This window comes from Microbacterium sp. 1S1 (assembly GCF_008271365.1).
GTDB lineage: Bacteria > Actinomycetota > Actinomycetes > Actinomycetales > Microbacteriaceae > Microbacterium.
Window position 1 is genome coordinate 863,001 of sequence record NZ_CP043430.1, and the last position, 18,756, is coordinate 881,756.

An 18,756-nucleotide genomic window follows, 5' to 3' on the forward strand; every position below is an offset into this window, starting at 1 on the left:
ATGCACATGTGGATAACTTGTGGATGACCGTGGAACTCGCCGTCGCGGATGTGTGCCAATCGGGGAAACCTGTGGATAACCCGGGGAGGGCGAAACGGTGGGCGACCCTCGTCCACCCGCGGATTCCTCAGGGTCTCCACAAGTGACAAGTGTGTAGTTCCCTACTCACGCTTGCTTTCCACCGACTTATCCACAGTATCCACAGGTGTTAACACCGTTAAGGAGTTAAGTCATTCAAGGTGCGATCCGATCACCAGACGGTGGGGAGAGCCGGCCGGAGCACGACACCTCCTCCGGCGTAGGGAACCGCAGGACTGTGGGGCTAGCATGGGAAGCCCTGCAGTGGCAGGACCCGACGACGACCCGTCATGTTCGACGACAAGGGAGCACCCGTGAGGTTTCAGGTCAACCGCGATGTCTTCAGCGAGGCTGTGTCCTTCGTCGTCAAGCTCCTCCCCCAGCGCAATCCTCAGCCGATCCTCGCGGGCGTCCTGATCGAAGCCGACGGTGCCGGGCTCACGCTCTCCGCGTTCGACTACGAGGCGTCCGCACGCACGACGATCGAGGCGACCGTCGAGACACCCGGCACGATCCTCGTCCACGGTCGTCTGCTGTCCGACATCGCGAGCCGTCTTCCCAACGCGCCGATCGAGATCGCCGTCGAGGATGACGGCGGCATCGCCGTGACCTGCGGCTCGGCCCGCTTCACGCTCGCGGCCATGCCGGTCGAGGAATACCCGTCGATCCCCGAGGTGTCCGGGTCTTCAGGCGTCGTCCCGGCCGACGAATTCGGCACCGCGATCGCACAGGTCGGATTCGCGGCGTCCCGCGACGACGTCACCCCCGTGCTCACCGGCGTTCAGCTCGAGGTCACGGGCCAGACCCTCAGCCTCGTGGCGACCGACCGGTACCGCGTGTCCCTCCGTGACGTGCCGTGGGACGGCGAGGCCGTCGAGGCCACCGCCCTGGTCCCGGCGCGCACGCTCGTCGAGGTCGGCAAGACGTTCGGTCACGCCGGCACGATCCAGATCGCGTTCTCCGGCGCGGGAGACCGAGAGATCATCGCCTTCACGGCGGGCAACAAGACCGTGACGTCGCTGCTCATCAAGGGCAACTTCCCGCCGGTCCGCCGCCTGTTCCCGGAGCAGACCGACCACTACGCGGTCGTCAACACGGCCGACCTCATCGAGGCCGTCCGGCGTGTGTCCCTCGTCCTGGACCGCGCGGCGCCGCTGCGCTTCACGTTCTCGACCGACAGCGTCACCATGGACGCGTCCGGCAGCGAGCACGCCCGCGCCTCCGAGTCGGTCGACGCGATCCTCTCCGGTGGCGACGACGTCACGCTGGGCCTCAACCCGCAGTACCTGATCGAAGCCCTCGGCGCCGTGAAGAGCGAGTTCGTGCGGGTCACCTTCACATCCAGCGACAACGCCAACAAGCTGAGCCCGGTCCTCATCACGAGCCAGACCTCGGTCGACCAGGCCGGCCTGGACTCGTTCAAGTACCTCCTCCAGCCCAACCTCCTCCTGCGCTGAGCATCGCTTCTCGCCCCGAAGGAGTGTCCGAGCCGACGGGTAGGCTGACTCCGTGATTGTGGAGCACCTCAGCCTGGTCGATTTCCGCAATTACGCGACCGCAGAACTCGCGCTGCATCGCGGGCCGAACGTGCTCGTGGGGCGGAACGGACAGGGAAAGACGAACCTCGCCGAGGCCGTCGTGTTCCTCGCGACCCTCGGCTCGCATCGGGTCTCCTCCGACGCACCGATGGTGCGCGACGGCCAGGAGTTCGCCGTCATCCGCGCCCGGCTGTCGCACGGTGAGCGGCGTGTGCTCGTCGAGGTCCAGCTCAACCGACAGGGATCGAACAAGGCGAGGATCAACGGCTCCCCGTCGAAGACCAATGAGCTCCCCCGCTACGCGCACGTGGTGTTGTTCGCCCCGGAAGACCTTCAGATCGTCCGCGGGGATCCCGCCGCCCGCCGCCGATTCGCCGATCAGCTCCTCATCCAGCGCACTCCGCGACTGGCCGCCGTGCTGGGCGACTACGACCGGGTGCTCAAACAGCGCAACGCGCTCCTCAAGTCGGCGAGGGCACGCGGCATCCGCGGCGAAGCGCTGAGTACCCTCGACGTCTGGGACGACAAGCTCGTCTCCCTCGGCTCGGAGATCATCACCGCGCGCCAGCGGCTGGCCGCCGATCTGCAGCAACCGGTGGCCGATGCGTACGCGGCGATCGCCGGAGCCGACCACCGTCCCCGTCTGGACTGGGCGCTGTCGGTGGCGGGCAGCGACCCGGAGGACGATGAGGACCGCGACGGCGCAGACGGCGCGACCGCGGCGGATGACCTGCGCGGGGATGCCCGGCGCATCGCGGAGATGTTCCGGGCTTCCCTCGCTGCGAAGAGGTCGAACGAACTCGACCGGGGCCTCACCCTCACCGGACCTCACCGCGACGATCTGGTCCTGCGTGTCCGCGACCTCCCGGTGAAGGGTTACGCCTCGCACGGCGAGTCGTGGTCCGTCGCGCTCGCTCTGCGGCTGGCGTCGGCCGAGCTGCTCCGCAGCGAATCACCGGCCGGCGACCCGGTGCTGATCCTCGACGACGTCTTCGCCGAACTCGATGCGGATCGGCGACAGAGGCTGGCGGCGCTCACCGCCGGCTACGAGCAGGTGGTGGTCACGGCGGCGGTGGAGGAGGATATCCCGGACGTGCTCCATGCCCATGTCGTCCGGATCGCCGCGGGCACGATCACCGACGAGCGGGACGGTCCGCAGGGAGAGAAGGGTGCGCAGGATGACTGATGTCGTCGCCGAGAGCGCGGCCCCGACGGAGGCGCCGGAGACGGTCGCCACGTACCTGCGGCTGCGTGGGCTCAAGCCGAGCGCCAAGAACTGGAAGCGCAAGCGACGGATCTCGGTCGATGACGACAACGCTCCGTTCACGCCCGGGCGCGACCCGGGAACGCTCGGCGCGGTCCTCGACACCCTGAGCCGCGAGGCCGGGTGGGAGACGACACTCGCCCGCGAGGACCTCGTCCGGCAATGGGCGGATCTCGCCGGTGCCGACACCGCGAGGCACTCGGAACCGGTGTCGCTCGAGCGCGGTCTGCTCACCGTGAAGTGCGATTCCACGGCGTGGGCGAAGAACCTCCAGTTCATGCGAGCGACCATCCTCACAGAGATCGGGCGCCGGTATCCGGAGGCGGGGGTGGAGAACCTTCGCTTCATCGGACCGGACGTCCCCTCGTGGAAATGGGGCCCCAGAGCCGTTCCAGGGCGGGGCCCGCGCGATACCTACGGGTAGGGCACCACGCAAGGGGTCAGAAACGCTCAGAGGCCCACACGCGGCCGTTGAGCGGCATTTCGCCTCGAAACCCGGCTAGACTGGGAGTTCGAGATATCGATCTGGAGACTGCCCTCTGATGACGCCTGAATCCCCTGTTGACGAGACGGAACCGAACAACGACGCTTCGTCGGGCTCACAGGCCGGAGGATCGGGAGCACCCGCAGCGAAGAAGCAGCAGCCCGGCGAGTACGGTGCCGACTCGATCCAGATCCTCGAAGGACTCGAGGCCGTCCGCAAGCGCCCGGGTATGTACATCGGCTCGACCGGTCCGCGCGGTCTGCACCACCTCGTCTACGAGATCGTCGACAACTCCGTGGACGAGGCGCTGGCCGGCTACGCCGACACGATCCTCGTCACCCTCCTCGCCGACGGCGGCGTCCGCGTCGTCGACAACGGCCGCGGCATCCCGGTCGACCCGCACTCCTCCGACCCGACGAAGTCGACCGTCGAGGTCGTCCTCACGATCCTGCACGCCGGTGGCAAGTTCGGCGGCGGCGCCTATGCCGTCTCCGGCGGTCTGCACGGTGTCGGGTCGTCGGTCGTGAACGCGCTGTCGACGCGCTTCGACGTGGAGGTCAAGCAGAAGGGCTTCGTGTGGCGGCACAGCTTCGCCGACGGCGGCGTCCCGCAGCAGAAGCTCGAGAAGGGCGAGGCCACCGAAGAGACCGGGACGAGCATCACGTTCTGGCCCGACGCCGCGATCTTCCAGGAGACGGTCGAGTTCGACTACGACACGCTCCGCACCCGTTTCCAGCAGATGGCGTTCCTCAACAAGGGACTGCGCATCGAGCTGTCCGACGAGCGGCCGGAGTCCGCGTATGAGACCGAGGAGGACGGGCAGGCGGTCACGAAGCAGCCGAGCGACGTCTTCTTCTACGAGCGCGGTCTCGTCGACTACGTCGAGTATCTGAACAAGGTCCGTCACGCCGAGGTCGTGAACGAGGAGATCATCGCGTTCGAGTCGGAGGACACCGCCCGCAAGATCTCGCTCGAGGTCGCGATGCAGTGGACCACGTCGTACACGGAGAATGTGTTCACCTACGCGAACACGATCAACACGCACGAGGGTGGTACGCACGAGGAGGGTTTCCGGGCGGCGCTCACCACGCTCGTCAACCGGTACGCGCGGGCGAACAACCTCCTCAAGGAGAAGGACGACAACCTCTCCGGCGACGATGTGCGCGAGGGGCTCACGGCCGTCATCTCCATCAAGCTCGGCGAACCCCAGTTCGAAGGTCAGACCAAGACCAAGCTCGGCAACACCGAGGCGAAGGCCTTCGTGCAGAAGGTCGTCGGCGACCAGCTCGGTGACTGGTTCGACCGCAACCCGAACCAGGCGAAGAACGTGATCCGGAAGGCGATCGATGCGGCAACCGCGCGTCTCGCCGCGCGCAAGGCCCGCGAGACCGCCCGGCGCAAGAGTGTCTTCGAGTCGGCGGCGATGCCGGACAAGCTCAAGGACTGCACGAGCAAGGACCCGTCGATCAGCGAGATCTTCCTCGTGGAGGGCGACTCGGCCGGTGGCTCGGCCGTGCAGGGGCGCGACCCGCACACGCAGGCGATCCTGGCGCTCCGTGGAAAGATCCTCAACGTCGAGCGCGCGCGCCTCGACAAGGCGCTCGGCAACAAGGAAGTCCAGGCGATGATCCAGGCCTTCGGGACCGGCATCGGCGAGGAGTTCGACATCGAGAAGGCCCGCTATCACAAGATCGTGCTGATGGCCGATGCCGACGTCGACGGTCAGCACATCACCACCCTGCTGCTGACCCTGCTGTTCCGGTACATGCGCGGGCTCATCGAGGCCGGGTTCGTGTACCTCGCGATGCCGCCGCTCTACCGCCTGAAGTGGTCCAACGCCGCGCACGAGTACGTGTTCAGCGACGCCGAGCGCGACGCCCTGCTGGCCTACGGGCTGGAGAACGGCAAGCGCATCCCGAAGGACGCGGGCATCCAGCGCTACAAGGGTCTCGGCGAGATGAACGCCAAGGAGCTGTGGGAGACGACGATGGACCACACCACGCGGACGCTCCGCCAGGTGACCATCGAGGATGCCGCTGCGGCGGACGAGATCTTCAGCGTGCTGATGGGCGAGGACGTGGAGTCGCGCCGGAGCTTCATCCAGCGCAACGCCAAGGACGTCCGCTTCCTCGACATCTGATGACCACGGGTCCCTTCGCTCGTCGTCGGGAACCCGGATGCTTCGACAAGCTCAGCCAACCAGGAAAGACACATGACTGACGAAGAACGCCCCGACATCACCGAGGGCCACGAGCACGGCAAGATCGACCAGGTCGATCTGCAGTCGGAGATGCAGCGCAGCTATCTCGACTACGCCATGGCGGTCATCGTCGGCCGCGCGCTTCCCGACGTCCGCGACGGTCTCAAGCCGGTGCACCGCCGCGTGATCTACGGCATGTACGACGGCGGCTTCCGTCCCGACAAGTCGTTCTCGAAGTGCGCCCGCGTCGTCGGCGAGGTGATGGGTCAGTATCACCCCCACGGCGACTCCGCGATCTACGATGCCCTCGTCCGGCTCGTGCAGCCGTGGTCGCTGCGCTACCCGCTCGCGCTAGGTCAGGGCAACTTCGGCTCCCCCGGCAACATGGGCGCGGCTGCACCGCGGTACACCGAGACGAAGATGGCCCCGCTCGCGCTCGAGATGGTGCGCGACATCGAAGAGGACACGGTCGACTTCGCCGACAACTACGACGGCCAGACCCAGGAGCCGACGGTACTCCCGTCGCGATTCCCGAACCTCCTCGTCAACGGCTCCGTCGGCATCGCGGTCGGCATGGCGACGAACATCCCCCCGCACAACCTGCGTGAGATCTCCGACGCCGCGCTCTGGGCGCTGGACAATCCGGATCTCCCCCGCGAGCAGCTGCTCGACGGCCTGATCCAGCGCATCCCCGGCCCCGACTTCCCGACCGGCGCGCAGATCCTCGGCACCAAGGGGATCCACGAGGCGTACCGGACGGGCCGCGGCTCCATCACGATGCGCGCGGTCGTCAACGTCGAGGAGATCCAGGGCCGCACGTGCCTGGTCATCACCGAGCTTCCGTACCAGGTGAACCCGGACAACGTCGCGGTCAAGATCGGCGACCTCGCGCGCGACGGCAAGATCACCGGCATCGCCGACATCCGTGACGAGTCCTCCGACCGCACGGGTCAGCGTCTCGTCGTCGTGCTCAAGCGCGACGCCGTGGCGAAGGTCGTGCTGAACAACCTGTACAAGCACACGCAGCTGCAGGAGAACTTCGGCGCGAACATGCTCGCGATCGTCGACGGCGTTCCGCGCACCCTGGCGATCGACGGCTTCATCACGAACTGGATCGCACACCAGATCGACGTCATCGTGCGACGGACGCAGTTCCGCCTGAACGAGGCCGAGAAGCGGATGCACATCCTCCGCGGCTATCTGAAGGCGCTCGACGCGCTCGACGAGGTCATCGCGCTCATCCGTCGGTCCCAGACGACCCAGGATGCGAACGAGGGTCTGCAGAAGCTGCTCGACATCGACGAGATCCAGGCCGACGCGATCCTGCAGATGCAGCTCCGTCGCCTCGCCGCCCTCGAGCGTCAGAAGATCATCGACCAGGCGAACGAGCTCGAAGCGCTCATCGCGGACTACAAGGCGATCCTCGCCGACGAGGGCCGGCAGCGGACCATCATCCGCGAGGAGCTCACCGCGATCGTCGACCGGTTCGGTGACGAGCGGCGCACGCACATCCTGCACGGCTTCGACGGCGACGTCTCGATGGAAGACCTCATCGCCGAAGAGGAGATGGTCGTCACCGTCACGCGTGAGGGCTACATCAAGCGGACCCGTAGCGACAACTACCGCTCACAGCACCGCGGTGGCAAGGGCGTGAAGGGTGCGCAACTCCGCGCCGACGACATCGTGGAGCACTTCTTCGTCACGACGACGCACCACTGGCTGCTGTTCTTCACCGACAAGGGCCGCGTCTACCGCGCGAAGACCTACGAGGTGCCGGAGGCCGGGCGCGACGCGAAGGGGACCCATGTCGCGAACCTCCTCGCGCTGCAGCCGGACGAGAGTATCGCCCAGGTGCTCGACATCCGCGACTACGCGGTGGCCGACTATCTCGTCCTCGCCACGCGGGACGGTCTCGTCAAGAAGACCCGTCTGGACAACTACGACACCAACCGCCAGGGCGGTGTGATCGCGATCCGGCTGAACGACGAGGACGAGCTCGTCAGCGCCCTGCTCGTCAACGCCGAGGACGACATCCTGCTCATCAGCTGCAAGGGCATGTCGGTGCGGTTCCAGGCCACCGATGACGCCCTGCGCCCGATGGGTCGCGCCACCGCCGGCGTGAAGGGCATGAAGTTCCGCGAGGGCGACAGCCTGCTCTCGGCTTCGGTGGCCGCACCGGGAAAGTACGTGTTCGTCGTGACCGATGGGGGCTACGCGAAGCGCACCGCCGTCGAGGAATACCGTGTCCAGGGACGCGGCGGATACGGCATCAAGGTCGCCAAGTTGAACGACGATCGGGGCACGCTCGCGGGCGGTCTGATCGTCTCCGAGGACGACGAGGTCTTGGTGGTTCTGTCCAGCGGCAAGGTGGTACGCTCTGCCGTGGCCGAGGTCCCCGCCAAGGGTCGCGACACCATGGGAGTGGTGTTCGCCCGCACGACGGAGGCCGACCGCATCCTCGCCATCGCCCGGAACGGCGAGCGTGGTCTCACCGAAGAGGAGACCGAGGCGGATGCCGAAGCCGCGGCCCCCGACACGACTGAGACACCCGAGGATACAGACGCATGAGCACAGTGGCCGACAAGCTGGCGAAGAAGTCGACACGGAAGACCAGCGGCAAGCAGGTCCGCCTGCGTCTCGTCTACGTCGACTTCTGGTCCGCGGTGAAGCTGTCGTTCCTCGGAGCGGTCGCCCTCGCCGTGGTCACCATGGTGTCGTTCTTCCTCATCTTCCTCGTCCTGCAGGCCACGAGCATCATGTCCACCGCGGATGAGTTCGTCCGCAGCTTCACCGACGGTGCCATCCCGCTGTCCGAGCTGGTGGGCCTGCCGCAGGTCATGGCGTTCGCGGCCGTCGTCGCGATCCTCAACCTCATCGTGTTCACGGTGCTCGGCGCCGTCGTCGCGGGCATCTACAACCTGGCGGTGAAGGTCACCGGCGGGCTGCTCGTCGGCTTCATGTCGAACTGACCCGAGACCCCGTCTTTCCGCCGAGACCCCGCCCCGCACACCGATGCAGGCCGGGGTCTCGGCGATAGGGCGGGGTTTCGGCGTACCGGGGTAGGGAAAACCCGAACGGTAGTGTCCGGCTGACTCGGTGGGCGGCATCGCGGCACGGCCCTACCGTGGAAGCATGACCACACAGACTGCGACCCCGGGCACCGCCTCCGCGGCGAAACCGCCGTTGCGTATCCCGCTCACGATCCTGCATCTCGCCGGCGTCGGCGTGCTCGGCGGGGCCCTCTTCGGGATGCTCGCCGGACTCCTCGGCACCGGACTCGGCCTCCTCTTCGTCTTCGGCATCGGGATCGTCGTCCTCGTCGGGCTGGTGTACGCGCTGTTCGGCATCGGCTGGTTCGAGATCGCTCGGGTCGCCGCACTGTATCGGGTACCGAACACCCCGCTGCGGCTGCAGCCGCGCGACCGCCCCGGCTTCGGCGGCTGGCTCCGCGCGCTCGGTCGACAGGCGATCGACGGACGCATGTGGCGCGCGGTCGCGAACGTCGCGATCACCGCGGTCCTCGGCTTCGTGGTGCTCCGGCTGTTCTGGGCGCTCCTCTGGTCGATCATCATCGCATTCGCCCCGCTGACGCCTGCCGAGACGATCGTCGGACCGTTCGGCGGCGGACAGATCCCGGTCTCCTGGGCGCCGCTGATCGGCATCCTCGGTGCCCTGGTCTCGGCAGCCGGCATCATCGGTCTCGCCCTCCTGGGCCGCACGCTCGCCCTCGCGATCGTCGCCCGCGCACGAGAGGTGGAACTCACCGCCCGAGTGCAGGCGTCCACGGCCCAGCGCGAGGGTGCCGTCCGCGCGGCGGACGTGGAGCGTACGCGGATCGAGCGTGATCTGCACGACGGCGTCCAGCCCCGGCTCGTGTCCGTCGGCATGACGCTCGGCCTCGCCCAGCAGAAGATCGACACGGACCCTGCCGCTGCGAAGGAGCTCATCACCGAGGCGCACACATCGACGAAGGCGGCGATCACCGAGCTGCGTCAGCTCGCCCGCGGGATCCACGCCTCCGTACTCGACGACCGCGGACTGGATGCGGCACTGTCCGCGCTGGCCAGCCGCTCCCCCATCCCGGTGCAGTTGGACGTGCGGATGGACCCGTCGACGAGCTCAGGGACCCAGGGTGGTGGCTCCGCGAGCCCGCGGGCAGGGCGCACCGCGGAGGCGGCGGTGTACTTCGCGATCGCCGAATCGTTGACGAATGCGGCGAAGCACTCTCGCGCCAGCGAAGCACGGGTCACCGTCCGCCTCCGTGAGGGGAACACGCTCTGGGCGCGGGTCGAGGACAACGGTATGGGCGGCGCGCAGGTGCTCCCGGGCGGCGGCCTCGACGGTATCGCCAACCGGATCCTCGCCGCCGGCGGGACCTTCCGTCTCGACAGCCCGCAGGGCGGTCCGACCAGCCTGGAGGTGAATGTGCCATGCGCATCCTGATCTGCGAAGACTCCGTCCTGCTGCGCGAGGGCCTCGCGCGACTGCTCGAGGACGCCGGCCACGAGGTGGTCGCCGCTCTCACCGACACGGCCGGACTCCGCGAGTCCGTGGCGTCCGCGACACCGGACCTCTGCATCCTGGATGTGCGGCTGCCCCCGACGTACACCGACGAGGGCATCCGGGCGGCGCTCGACCTCCGGGTGGTGCACCCGTCGCTCGCGATCCTCGTGCTGTCGCAGTATGTGGAGGAGCGTTACGCTTCCGACCTCATCGCCGCACAGGGCGGACCCCTGGGCTACCTGCTCAAGGACAGGGTGGCCGATGTCGCCGAGTTCGTCGATTCGGTGCAGCGCATCGCCGACGGCGCGACCGTGCTCGACCCGGAGGTCGTCGCGCAGCTGCTCACCCGACGCAACCGCGACGACCGCATGATGCGGCTCACCGAGCGGGAGCGCACGGTGCTCGCCCTCATCGCCGAGGGCAAGTCGAACCAGGCGATCGCCGGTCTCCTCTTCCTCTCGGAGGCGAGCGTCGAGAAGCACATCACCTCCATCTTCCAGAAGCTGGGCTTCGAGCAGGACGAATCCGGCAACCGCCGGGTCCTCGCCGCTCTCGCTCACCTCGAGAACAGGGGCGGCACGACGCCGTCGAACGGCCAGACAGGAGCCTCACGATGACCACCGAGAACACCGGAGCGCACGGCGGGCACACCCCGCTGACGCCCCCGCCGTCGCAGCCCACGTCGCCTGCGCCGACAGCGGCGCCGGGCGCCCCCGAGCCCGCGCGCTCGCCCGGGGCAACCGCCATCCTGGTCGTCACCGCCGTCGTCGGTGGAATCGCGCTTCTGGGCGCCGGCGGCACGGCGGCCGTGGCGGCGACGGGTAACCTCCTGTCGTCGAGCCGTCCGGACTCCATGCAGACCGTGGACGTGGACGGCGTCGACACGATCGATCTCGACGCTGACGCGAGCATGGTGCGCATCGAGTTCGGAGACGTCGACGAGGCCGAGCTCTCCGTGACGAACGGGCGGGACACCGCCTGGACGTTCGAGCGCGAGGGCGACGAGCTCGTCGTCCGAAGCCCTCGGCCCGTCTTCGGGTGGTGGTTCGGCAACTGGTTCGGCGAGGAGGAACGGGTCGTCCTGACTCTGCCCGAAGAGCTGGGTGGGTCCGGTCTGGATGCGAACCTGACGCTCGATGCGGGTTCCCTCGACGTCTCCGGTGACTTCGGCACCCTGGAGGTGCAGGTGAATGCCGGGTCGCTCGACGTCGAGGGCGCGGCTGTCACCCTGGACGTGCAGATGAACGCCGGCCGTGCGGATGTGCTCCTCGACGGGGTCACCGAGTCGGATCTCGGCATCGCCGCGGGCGATCTGACGGTCGAGCTCACCGGCGAAGGCCCGACGGCGACGACCATCGACGTGAGCGCGGGCTCGCTGGATCTCACTCTTCCCGATGTCGAATACCGGATCACCCAGGATGTGAACGCCGGCTCGCTGGATGCGCGCGTGGACGAGTCCTCCAGCGCTCGCCGGACGATCGACGTCTCGCTGTCGGCCGGAAGCGTGAACATCGAGCCCGGGCGGTGAACCGGCGAGGGCGGGGGCCCGTACCGGGTCTCCGCCCTCGATTCGGATTTTCGCCGAATCTCCGGTAAAGTTCTGGAGGTTGACGGGGCTATAGCTCAGGCGGTTAGAGCGCTTCACTGATAATGAAGAGGTCCCAGGTTCAAGTCCTGGTAGCCCCACCCTTTCAATTCAAGAATTCCCTCACGGGGCCTTAGCTCAGTTGGTAGAGCGCCTGCTTTGCAAGCAGGATGTCAGGAGTTCGAATCTCCTAGGCTCCACCCTCCTCTCCCCTGCCTCACCGGCCGGATGCCGTGAGCTCGTGCGGTGCCGTGTTGAGGCGCTCGGCGCCGTCGGCGGTCACGACCACGATGTCCTCGATGCGCGCGCCCCACTCACCGGCGAAGTAGATCCCCGGCTCGATGCTGAACGCCATGCCCTCGCGCAACACGAGGTCGTTGCCGGGGGCGATGTAGGGCTCCTCATGCACGGAGACGCCGATGCCGTGACCGGTGCGGTGCAGGAAGGCCTCGCCGAGCCCGGAGTCCGTCAGTACCGAGCGGGCAGCCGCGTCGACCTCTGCCGCCGTGACACCGGGGCGCACCGCGTCGACCGCCGCCTGCTGTGCCCGCACGAGCGTGGCGATGCGGTCCGCGGCAGTCGGATCAGGCGTACCCACGACGTACGTCCTCGTGCTGTCCGAGTTGTAGCCGCTCGGGACGGCGCCACCGATGTCGACGACCACGATATCGCCGTCCTCGATCACGCGGTCGGACACCTCATGGTGCGGGTCCGCCCCGTTCGGCCCCGAGCCGACGATCACGAACTCGACGGTCCGATGGCCCTCCGCCACGATCGCCTCGGCGATGTCGGCGGCGACCTCGCGCTCGGTGCGTCCGGCGCGCAGCCACGAGGGCACGCGTCGGTGCACGGCATCGATCGCCGCGCCCGCTCGGCGCAGCTCGGCGATCTCGTTGGCATCCTTGATCATCCGTCCCTCGCGGAGAACGGGCGTCGCGAGCTCGAGCCGCACCCCGAGCCGCTCGCCGATCGGCACGACGTGCAGGGCCGGGAGCGCGTCCGACACGCCGACGCGGGACACGGCTCCGGCGGCGTCCGCGAGCAGGGCATACGGGTCTTCGCCGTCGACCCAGTCCGCGAGGTCGAGGCTCAGCTCTCCGACAGCCGTGTCGCGCACCTTCGCGAGTTCCATCCGCGGGACCACGACCGTCGCCGCACCGTCGGCCGGAACCACGAGGGCGGTCAGCCGCTCGATGGTGTCCCCTTGGACGCCGGTGAGGTACTGGAGGTCGGGACCCGGGCCGACGATGACCGCGTCGAGACCCGCTTCCCTCGCGAGGTCCCGTGCGCGATCGAGGCGGATGGCGTATACGGAGGCGGGGAAGGGAGGGGTGCTCACAGCACCACGCTAGTCCGCGAGCCCCCTGCCTGTCCCGTCCGTCTCCGGATCAGCTGATCGCCTGACGGATGCGACCGGCGAGGAAGTCGAGGTCCTTCTCGGTGAGGTCGGTCACCGCGTACGCGGTCGGCCAGACGGTGCCGTCGTCGAGGTTGGAGATCGGCTCGAACCCGAAGGTGCCGTAGCGGACCTTGAACTTGCTGGCCGGCTGGAAGAAGCACAGCACCTTCCCGTCACGACCCCACGCGGGCATGCCGTAGTACGTGCGCGGCACGAGGTCGGGAGCCACCTCGGAGACCAGCGCGTGCAGCTTCTCAGCGAGGGCCCTGTCCTCGTCGGTGAGCTTGGCGACCGCCTCCTTGAGGTCCGCCTCTCCGGCTGCCCGCAGTTCCTCCGGCGATTTCTTCGCGCGGGAGCGGCGGGTGCGCGCCTCCTTCGCGGCGGCCTGCATGGCCTCGCGTTCCTCGGCGGTGAAGTTCTTCTCAGTGTCGGCCATGATGGTCCTCTCGTGCGGCCTCGATGATGCTCCCAGCGTAGGGACGCCAAGCGACGTGGTGCTTCTCGATTCGTGATCGATCGGCGGTGACGCTCGCGGGGCGAGACGCCCGCCGAGACCCGGATAGGGTGTGACCCATGGACCTGCGCGTCGCGGCATACGGGGTCGTCACCGACGAGGGTGGACGTCTCCTGCTGGCGCGATGGACGGAGGGGCGACGGCTGGCCTGGACCCTGCCCGGTGGCGGGCTGGAGCCGGGCGAGGCGCCCGAGGACGCGGTGCGGCGGGAGATCCGTGAGGAGACCGGCTACACGGTCCGCGTCGGGGAGCTTCTCGGCATCCACTCGCGGGTGATCCCGGCCGGACGGCGGGTGCAGAAGGCGTCCGAACCCCTGCACACCCTGCGCGTCGTGTACCGCGCCGAGGTGACCGGCGGGAAACTGCGGTACGAGACCGAGGGGTCCACCGACCGCGCCGAGTGGTTCTCGCTCCCCGCTGTGGCCGAACTGCAGCGGGTACGACTGGTCGACATCGCCCTGCGGATGGCCGGCATCCTCTGAGGACGCGACGGGAAGGAGCTCAGCGCTCCTCCGGCACGGAGATGTCCGCCACCGTAGCGTCGTACGCGGCGATGAGGTCGTCCGCGTCGACAAACAGGCTGTACCCGTGCGTGCCGGCGCCCATCGCCACGCGTTGACCGACGATGGACTCGTCCGCGTAGACGGGCCAGTCGGTCGTGCTGCCGATCGGGACGATGGTGCCGCGCTCGTAGCCGGTCGCGGCGAGAGCCAGTTCGGGCTCCGGCAGGCGCAGCTTGTTCACGCCGACGAGGGCGCGCAGCTTGGGCCACGAGATGGCCCGTCCGCCGGGGACGAGCGCGAACAGGTAGGTGTCGTCCGCCCGCTTCACCACGAGGGTCTTCACGATGCCGGATGGTGGGATGCCGAGGATCTCGGCGGCCTCGACCAGGCTACGCGCCTGCGGCCGCTCGCGGATCTCGATGTCGAGTCCGCGGGCGGCCGCAGCATCCCTCACCCGCGCGTGCGGGTCGGGAGCGGTCACGCGTCGGGAGCCGACAGCGGGTCGTCGGCAACCCACAGCTCGTCATCGGCACGCAGCGCCTGCCAGGCGGCGTAGAGCACGCCCACCGCGGCGGCGGCACCGAGGACGATGGCGATGACAGACCCGAGACCCGGGCCCTTCTTCTGCGGGGTGGCCTTGCGCGCCTTGTAGGCGACACCGTGACGCTTCGCGTTCGCGACGTCCCAGGCGGTCAGTGCGGTGCCCACGACACCACCGACGATCGGGACGACCTTGTCGTCCACGACGTGCTTGCCCATCTTCACCGAGCGGTCCACGACCGGCGCGACGCGACGGTTGTAGGTGTCCTGAACCACCGGCACGATCTGCTCGCGGTTGAAGTTGCCGAGCTGCCGGCCCGCCTCACGCGCGACGTCGGCGGCGTGACCGACGAGCACCTGCTGGTCTTCCCAGAGCTGGTTCGCGTCCTTCTGAAGACGACGAAGCTGCTTCTTCCGCTTGCGGCTGAGGCTCACGATGCTCTCCTGTCCATTGGAGTACGGGTTCCCCATCTTGCCACGAGAGGCTGGATGCGGCGAGGGAATCGCCCGCCCCTTGCACGATCGGCCCAGGGGATGTACGCACCCGGCCCGCTCCCCGGAAGCTCTGCGAGAATGAACGCATGGTTCACGCTTCCCACGTCGCAACTCTGCACACCAACCACGGTGACATCGTCATCAACCTCTTCGGCGACCACGCCCCGAAGACGGTCAAGAACTTCGTCGGTCTCGCCGACGGCTCCCAGGAGTGGACGCACCCCGCCACCGGCAAGCCGGGCGAGGGTCCTCTCTACAAGGACGTCATCTTCCACCGCATCATCCCGAACTTCATGATCCAGGGCGGCGACCCGCTCGGCCAGGGCGTCGGCGGCCCCGGCTACAACTTCGACGACGAGATCAACAACGAGCTCAACTTCAACGAGCCCTACATCCTGGCGATGGCCAACGCGGGTCTCCGCCGCAACGCCATCACCGGCAAGGTCGAGGGCACCAACGGCTCGCAGTTCTTCATCACGACCGACCCGACCCCGTGGCTGCAGGGCAAGCACACGATCTTCGGCGAGGTCGCCGACGAGGCGTCCCGCAAGGTCGTCGACGCGATCTCCGCGGTCCCGACGGCGGCGGGCGACCGTCCCATCGAGCCCGTTGTGCTGCAGTCGATCGACATCGTCGCCGCCTGACGACAGCGACGGCCGATCCGGATGACGACGCCCGAGTTCACGAACAATCGTGAGAACTTCTGCTACCGGCATCCGGATCGGCAGAGCTTCGTGCTCTGCCAGCGGTGCCTGCGCACCATCTGTCCCGAGTGCCAGACGCCGGCCCCGGTCGGCGTCATCTGCCCGGAGTGCATGAACGCGGAGCGCAAGAACCGCACCCCGGCGCAGAAGAAGGCTGCGCGACGGTGGCGCGGCGGCGGTGCCACGACCATGGGCACCGTGCGCAGCGGCAAGCCCGTCGTCACCTACGTGCTGCTGGCGATGACGTCGTTCATCGGGTTGGTGCAGCTGATCCCCGGGCTCAACGCACCGATCATCCAGGCCCTCGGGTTCTATGCCCCGTTCCTGTACCCGAACCTCTCCCTCCTGCCGTTCGAACCGTGGCGACTTCTGACCGTGCTGTTCGTGCACGGGAGCTTCGTGCATCTCGCCCTGAACATGCTCGCCCTGTGGATGCTCGGACAAAGCCTCGAACCGATGCTCGGTCGCGTCCGGTATCTCGCGCTGTACCTCATCAGCGGCCTGGGCGGATCCGTCGCGGTGGCCCTCCTCGCGCCCACCACGTGGACGGTCGGCGCCTCGGGCGCGATCTTCGGGCTCCTGGCATCGCTGCTGATCATCGGGCGCCATATCGGGGCGAACGTCACCGGCATCCTCGTGATCCTCGGCATCAACTTCGCCTTCGGATTCTTCGCCGGCGGCATCTCGTGGCAGGCCCACCTCGGCGGAGCGATCACGGGTGCTCTCGTGGCCCTGATCTACGTCCGCACGAAGCGTCGGGATCAGCGGACCTGGCAGATCGTCGCCCTCGCGGCGCTGGTGATCCTGTTGATCGTCGTCGTGGCGGTGGTTCCCCCCGTGCTCCTTTTGGCCTGATCCCGAGTTGTTAACAGGGTTGTTAACCCCTGTGAATAACATCGGTGTAATTCTCCCCAGTGTGGGGATAACCTGTGGATAACTGTGTCTTCCCGCAGAGACGAAGAACCCCTCACCGGCAGGTGAGGGGTTCTTGTGTCGTGAGGTGGTCAGCGCCAGCGGGTGGTCATGAGGAACCCGATGAGGGCGATGCCCAGGCCGATGGCCAGGTTCCAGTTGTCGAGCCCGGGGATGGGGAACTGCATGCCCGAGATGTAGAAGACGAGGATCCACGCGAGGCCGAGCAGCATGAAGCCGATCATCACCGGCTTGAACCATACGGCGTTGGGAGCGGCGTCGCCTTCGGCGCGCTCGACGGCGGGTTCTTCGGTCTTGCGGTCACGTGCCATGCCGTCATTGTACCCGGCAGACCCTGGCGGCGACGAGGCGCGGGCGGTTCCCCGACCCGTGCCGCACAGACTGGGCCGCTATGATCGCGCCCATGACTGCATCTGTCGTGCCTGGGGGGCGACGCGGACGGCGGCAGCGACCACGGTCGCGGGCCACGTTCGCGAGCGTGCTCGGCGAACTCCTGCTGACGGCCGGCGTGGTCGTCCTCCTCTTCGTCGCCTGGCAGATGTGGATCGGCGACATCATCATCGCCGCGCAGAAGAACGAAGAGGGCGCGGCCATTTCTCAGCGGCTCGCCGCGGCCGAGGCTCCCGAGCCGCCGCCGCTGGTCGAGACGGACGATGGCGAGACGGTCTATCAGGCACCCGTCCCCACCGCTCCCGGCGACGGCGAGTGGTTCGGCCAGATGCACATCCCGCGCTTCGGGGATGACTACAACTTCGGTATCTACGGAGGGACGAGCCGTGCGCGCACCCTCGACCAGAAGGGGATCGGCGTCTACACACAGTCGAAGATGCCCGGAGAGGTGGGCAACTTCTCGCTCGCCGGTCACCGCACCACCTGGGGAAAGCCGTTCAACCAGCTCGACAAACTGCACGTGGGCGACGCGATCGTCGTGGAGACCCCCGACGGCTGGTACACCTATCGTTTCCGGACATTGGAGTACGTGAAGCCGAGCCAGACCGACGTGCTCGCCGACGTGCCGCAGATGCCGGCGCAACAGACAGGGGAGCAGTACATCACGCTGACGGCGTGCTCGCCGCTGTACTCGCTCGCCGAGCGCATCGTCGCGTACGGGGTGTTCGAGAGCTTCCAACCGCGGGCCGAGGGTCCTCCGTCCGCCCTCACCGATCCGCCACCGCCGCCGGCCGCGCCGTCCGTGTGACCCGCCTCCAGGAGAGAGAAGACCCATGTACGCCGCACTCTGGCGCCTGCTCCCCGGTCCGTGGTGGCTGCGGGTGATCATCCTGCTCGTGCTGCTCGCCGCCGTGCTCTACGCGCTGTTCTGGTTCGTGTTCCCCTGGGTGAGCCCGATCATCGCCCCGGGTGAGGTCGACGTCGAATGACACGCGTGCTCGTCGTGGACAATCACGACAGTTTCGTGCACACCCTCGTCGGTTACCTCCAGGAACTGGGTGCCGCCACCACGCTGGTGGAATCGGACGCCACGAGCCCTGCCGAGATCGAGCGGCTGCTGCACACGCATGACGCGCTCCTCCTCTCGCCAGGACCCGGGGCGCCCGCGGATGCCGGAGTCTCCGTCGAGGCTGTCGGGATCGCGATGCGGCGGGGCGTGCCGACCCTCGGCGTGTGCCTCGGTCATCAGGTCATCGGCGCGGCGCTCGGCACCGTCGTCGGGCCGGCCCCCGAGGTGATGCACGGAATGGTCTCTCCGGTCCGCCACGACGGGTCTGCGCTGTTCGAGGGCATCCCTTCGCCCTTCCAGGTCGGCCGCTATCACTCGCTCGCCCTGGCTGCGGGCGACCTCCCCGCCGAACTCACCGTCACCGCGGTCACTCCCGAGGGCACCGTCATGGCCCTCGCGCACCGGACGCTTCCGCTGCTCGGAGTGCAGTTCCACCCGGAGAGCGTTCTCACACAGCAGGGGTACCGGCTGCTCGCGAACTGGCTTGTGCTCTGCGGCGACGAGGAAGCCGTGACCCGATCCACGCACCTCGACCCCCTGGCGCGCTGAGCCGCAGG

At 68.0% G+C, this 18,756-nt stretch carries 20 protein-coding genes and 2 tRNA genes; 17 read left to right on the forward strand and 5 right to left on the reverse strand.

Annotated features, from left to right (window positions below; genetic code table 11):
• Positions 1-392 precede the first annotated feature (392 nt).
• From dnaN to FY549_RS04450, 11 genes are all read left to right on the forward strand, one after another.
• Positions 393-1,535 (forward strand): DNA polymerase III subunit beta, encoded by a 1,143-nt coding sequence (gene dnaN, locus FY549_RS04400; protein WP_149083998.1) that lies wholly within the window; start codon positions 393-395, stop codon positions 1,533-1,535.
• Between the two features lie 52 nt (positions 1,536-1,587).
• The gene (recF, locus tag FY549_RS04405) at positions 1,588-2,802 is read left to right on the forward strand and encodes a DNA replication/repair protein RecF (protein WP_149083999.1); all 1,215 of its coding nucleotides are present in this window, start codon (positions 1,588-1,590) and stop codon (positions 2,800-2,802) included.
• Positions 2,795-3,304, forward strand: coding sequence for a DUF721 domain-containing protein (locus FY549_RS04410; RefSeq protein ID WP_149084000.1), 510 nt, complete (start codon positions 2,795-2,797; stop codon positions 3,302-3,304). The genes recF and FY549_RS04410 overlap by 8 nt, the downstream gene beginning before the upstream one ends.
• Positions 3,305-3,422: 118 nt before the next feature.
• On the forward strand, positions 3,423-5,504 hold the full coding sequence (gene gyrB / locus FY549_RS04415) for a DNA topoisomerase (ATP-hydrolyzing) subunit B (protein WP_149084001.1): 2,082 nt from the start codon (positions 3,423-3,425) through the stop codon (positions 5,502-5,504).
• Between the two features lie 72 nt (positions 5,505-5,576).
• Complete coding sequence (gene gyrA / locus FY549_RS04420) at positions 5,577-8,132, forward strand: DNA gyrase subunit A (RefSeq protein ID WP_149084002.1); 2,556 nt, start codon at positions 5,577-5,579, stop codon at positions 8,130-8,132.
• Positions 8,129-8,533, forward strand: a complete 405-nt coding sequence (locus tag FY549_RS04425; RefSeq protein ID WP_149084003.1) for a DUF3566 domain-containing protein — start codon at positions 8,129-8,131, stop codon at positions 8,531-8,533. The genes gyrA and FY549_RS04425 overlap by 4 nt, the downstream gene beginning before the upstream one ends.
• Before the next feature lie 163 nt (positions 8,534-8,696).
• On the forward strand, positions 8,697-10,007 hold the full coding sequence (locus FY549_RS04430) for a sensor histidine kinase (protein WP_149084004.1): 1,311 nt from the start codon (positions 8,697-8,699) through the stop codon (positions 10,005-10,007).
• Positions 9,995-10,684, forward strand: coding sequence for a LuxR C-terminal-related transcriptional regulator (locus FY549_RS04435; RefSeq protein WP_149084005.1), 690 nt, complete (start codon positions 9,995-9,997; stop codon positions 10,682-10,684). The genes FY549_RS04430 and FY549_RS04435 overlap by 13 nt, the downstream gene beginning before the upstream one ends.
• On the forward strand, positions 10,681-11,595 hold the full coding sequence (locus tag FY549_RS04440; RefSeq protein WP_149084006.1) for a DUF4097 family beta strand repeat-containing protein: 915 nt from the start codon (positions 10,681-10,683) through the stop codon (positions 11,593-11,595). The genes FY549_RS04435 and FY549_RS04440 overlap by 4 nt, the downstream gene beginning before the upstream one ends.
• An 84-nt stretch (positions 11,596-11,679) precedes the next feature.
• Positions 11,680-11,753: transfer RNA gene (locus tag FY549_RS04445), tRNA-Ile, on the forward strand.
• 26 nt (positions 11,754-11,779) lie between these two features.
• A tRNA-Ala gene (locus FY549_RS04450) sits at positions 11,780-11,852 on the forward strand.
• Positions 11,853-11,869: 17 nt separating this feature from the next.
• Here the strand turns inward: FY549_RS04450 and FY549_RS04455 are convergent.
• Entirely contained in the window at positions 11,870-12,991 is a 1,122-nt protein-coding gene (locus tag FY549_RS04455; protein ID WP_149084007.1) for a M24 family metallopeptidase, read from the reverse strand.
• Between the two features lie 49 nt (positions 12,992-13,040).
• Positions 13,041-13,487, reverse strand: coding sequence for an iron chaperone (locus tag FY549_RS04460; RefSeq protein ID WP_149084008.1), 447 nt, complete (start codon positions 13,485-13,487; stop codon positions 13,041-13,043).
• A 137-nt stretch (positions 13,488-13,624) separates the two neighbouring features.
• Here FY549_RS04460 and FY549_RS04465 point away from each other — a divergent pair, with 137 nt between their 5' ends.
• Positions 13,625-14,047, forward strand: coding sequence for an NUDIX hydrolase (locus tag FY549_RS04465; protein WP_149084009.1), 423 nt, complete (start codon positions 13,625-13,627; stop codon positions 14,045-14,047).
• A 19-nt stretch (positions 14,048-14,066) separates the two neighbouring features.
• Here the strand turns inward: FY549_RS04465 and FY549_RS04470 are convergent, their stop codons facing one another.
• Both FY549_RS04470 and FY549_RS04475 read right to left on the reverse strand, forming a co-directional pair.
• A complete protein-coding gene (locus FY549_RS04470) occupies positions 14,067-14,549 on the reverse strand; it encodes an aminoacyl-tRNA deacylase (RefSeq protein WP_259614124.1) in 483 nt (160 codons plus the stop codon).
• Positions 14,546-15,043, reverse strand: a complete 498-nt coding sequence (locus FY549_RS04475; protein ID WP_101847878.1) for a DNA helicase — start codon at positions 15,041-15,043, stop codon at positions 14,546-14,548. The genes FY549_RS04470 and FY549_RS04475 overlap by 4 nt, the downstream gene beginning before the upstream one ends.
• Positions 15,044-15,189: 146 nt before the next feature.
• Here FY549_RS04475 and FY549_RS04480 point away from each other — a divergent pair, with 146 nt between their 5' ends.
• Together FY549_RS04480 and FY549_RS04485 are read left to right on the forward strand one after the other, a co-directional pair.
• Entirely contained in the window at positions 15,190-15,747 is a 558-nt protein-coding gene (locus tag FY549_RS04480) for a peptidylprolyl isomerase (protein ID WP_149084010.1), read from the forward strand.
• A gap of 21 nt (positions 15,748-15,768) precedes the next feature.
• On the forward strand, positions 15,769-16,662 hold the full coding sequence (locus FY549_RS04485) for a rhomboid family intramembrane serine protease (RefSeq protein ID WP_149084011.1): 894 nt from the start codon (positions 15,769-15,771) through the stop codon (positions 16,660-16,662).
• Between the two features lie 149 nt (positions 16,663-16,811).
• Here the strand turns inward: FY549_RS04485 and FY549_RS04490 are convergent, their stop codons facing one another.
• Complete coding sequence (locus FY549_RS04490; protein WP_025102888.1) at positions 16,812-17,051, reverse strand: cell division protein CrgA; 240 nt, start codon at positions 17,049-17,051, stop codon at positions 16,812-16,814.
• A 92-nt stretch (positions 17,052-17,143) separates the two neighbouring features.
• Between FY549_RS04490 and FY549_RS04495 the strand changes: the two genes are divergently transcribed.
• From FY549_RS04495 to FY549_RS04500, 3 genes are read left to right on the forward strand one after another with little or no spacing between them, the layout of a single operon-like run.
• On the forward strand, positions 17,144-17,938 hold the full coding sequence (locus FY549_RS04495) for a class E sortase (RefSeq protein WP_149084012.1): 795 nt from the start codon (positions 17,144-17,146) through the stop codon (positions 17,936-17,938).
• 25 nt (positions 17,939-17,963) lie between these two features.
• The gene (locus tag FY549_RS16450) at positions 17,964-18,119 is read left to right on the forward strand and encodes a hypothetical protein (RefSeq protein WP_187614924.1); all 156 of its coding nucleotides are present in this window, start codon (positions 17,964-17,966) and stop codon (positions 18,117-18,119) included.
• Complete coding sequence (locus FY549_RS04500; protein ID WP_149084013.1) at positions 18,116-18,748, forward strand: anthranilate synthase component II; 633 nt, start codon at positions 18,116-18,118, stop codon at positions 18,746-18,748. The genes FY549_RS16450 and FY549_RS04500 overlap by 4 nt, the downstream gene beginning before the upstream one ends.
• The last annotated feature ends 8 nt before the right edge of the window (positions 18,749-18,756 follow it).

What these genes read in the sequence shown, in the direction of transcription:
- FY549_RS04410 (WP_149084000.1), top strand. Translation starts at nt 2,795, where the DNA reads ATGACTGATGTCGTCGCCGAGAGCGCGGCCCCGACGGAGGCGCCGGAG.
- gyrB (WP_149084001.1), top strand. Translation starts at nt 3,423, where the DNA reads ATGACGCCTGAATCCCCTGTTGACGAGACGGAACCGAACAACGACGCT.
- gyrA (WP_149084002.1), top strand. Translation starts at nt 5,577, where the DNA reads ATGACTGACGAAGAACGCCCCGACATCACCGAGGGCCACGAGCACGGC.
- FY549_RS04425 (WP_149084003.1), top strand. Translation starts at nt 8,129, where the DNA reads ATGAGCACAGTGGCCGACAAGCTGGCGAAGAAGTCGACACGGAAGACC.
- FY549_RS04430 (WP_149084004.1), top strand. Translation starts at nt 8,697, where the DNA reads ATGACCACACAGACTGCGACCCCGGGCACCGCCTCCGCGGCGAAACCG.
- FY549_RS04435 (WP_149084005.1), top strand. Translation starts at nt 9,995, where the DNA reads ATGCGCATCCTGATCTGCGAAGACTCCGTCCTGCTGCGCGAGGGCCTC.
- FY549_RS04440 (WP_149084006.1), top strand. Translation starts at nt 10,681, where the DNA reads ATGACCACCGAGAACACCGGAGCGCACGGCGGGCACACCCCGCTGACG.
- FY549_RS04460 (WP_149084008.1), bottom strand. Translation starts at nt 13,487, where the DNA reads ATGGCCGACACTGAGAAGAACTTCACCGCCGAGGAACGCGAGGCCATG.
- FY549_RS04465 (WP_149084009.1), top strand. Translation starts at nt 13,625, where the DNA reads ATGGACCTGCGCGTCGCGGCATACGGGGTCGTCACCGACGAGGGTGGA.
- FY549_RS04480 (WP_149084010.1), top strand. Translation starts at nt 15,190, where the DNA reads ATGGTTCACGCTTCCCACGTCGCAACTCTGCACACCAACCACGGTGAC.
- FY549_RS04485 (WP_149084011.1), top strand. Translation starts at nt 15,769, where the DNA reads ATGACGACGCCCGAGTTCACGAACAATCGTGAGAACTTCTGCTACCGG.
- FY549_RS04490 (WP_025102888.1), bottom strand. Translation starts at nt 17,051, where the DNA reads ATGGCACGTGACCGCAAGACCGAAGAACCCGCCGTCGAGCGCGCCGAA.
- FY549_RS04495 (WP_149084012.1), top strand. Translation starts at nt 17,144, where the DNA reads ATGACTGCATCTGTCGTGCCTGGGGGGCGACGCGGACGGCGGCAGCGA.
- FY549_RS16450 (WP_187614924.1), top strand. Translation starts at nt 17,964, where the DNA reads ATGTACGCCGCACTCTGGCGCCTGCTCCCCGGTCCGTGGTGGCTGCGG.
- FY549_RS04500 (WP_149084013.1), top strand. Translation starts at nt 18,116, where the DNA reads ATGACACGCGTGCTCGTCGTGGACAATCACGACAGTTTCGTGCACACC.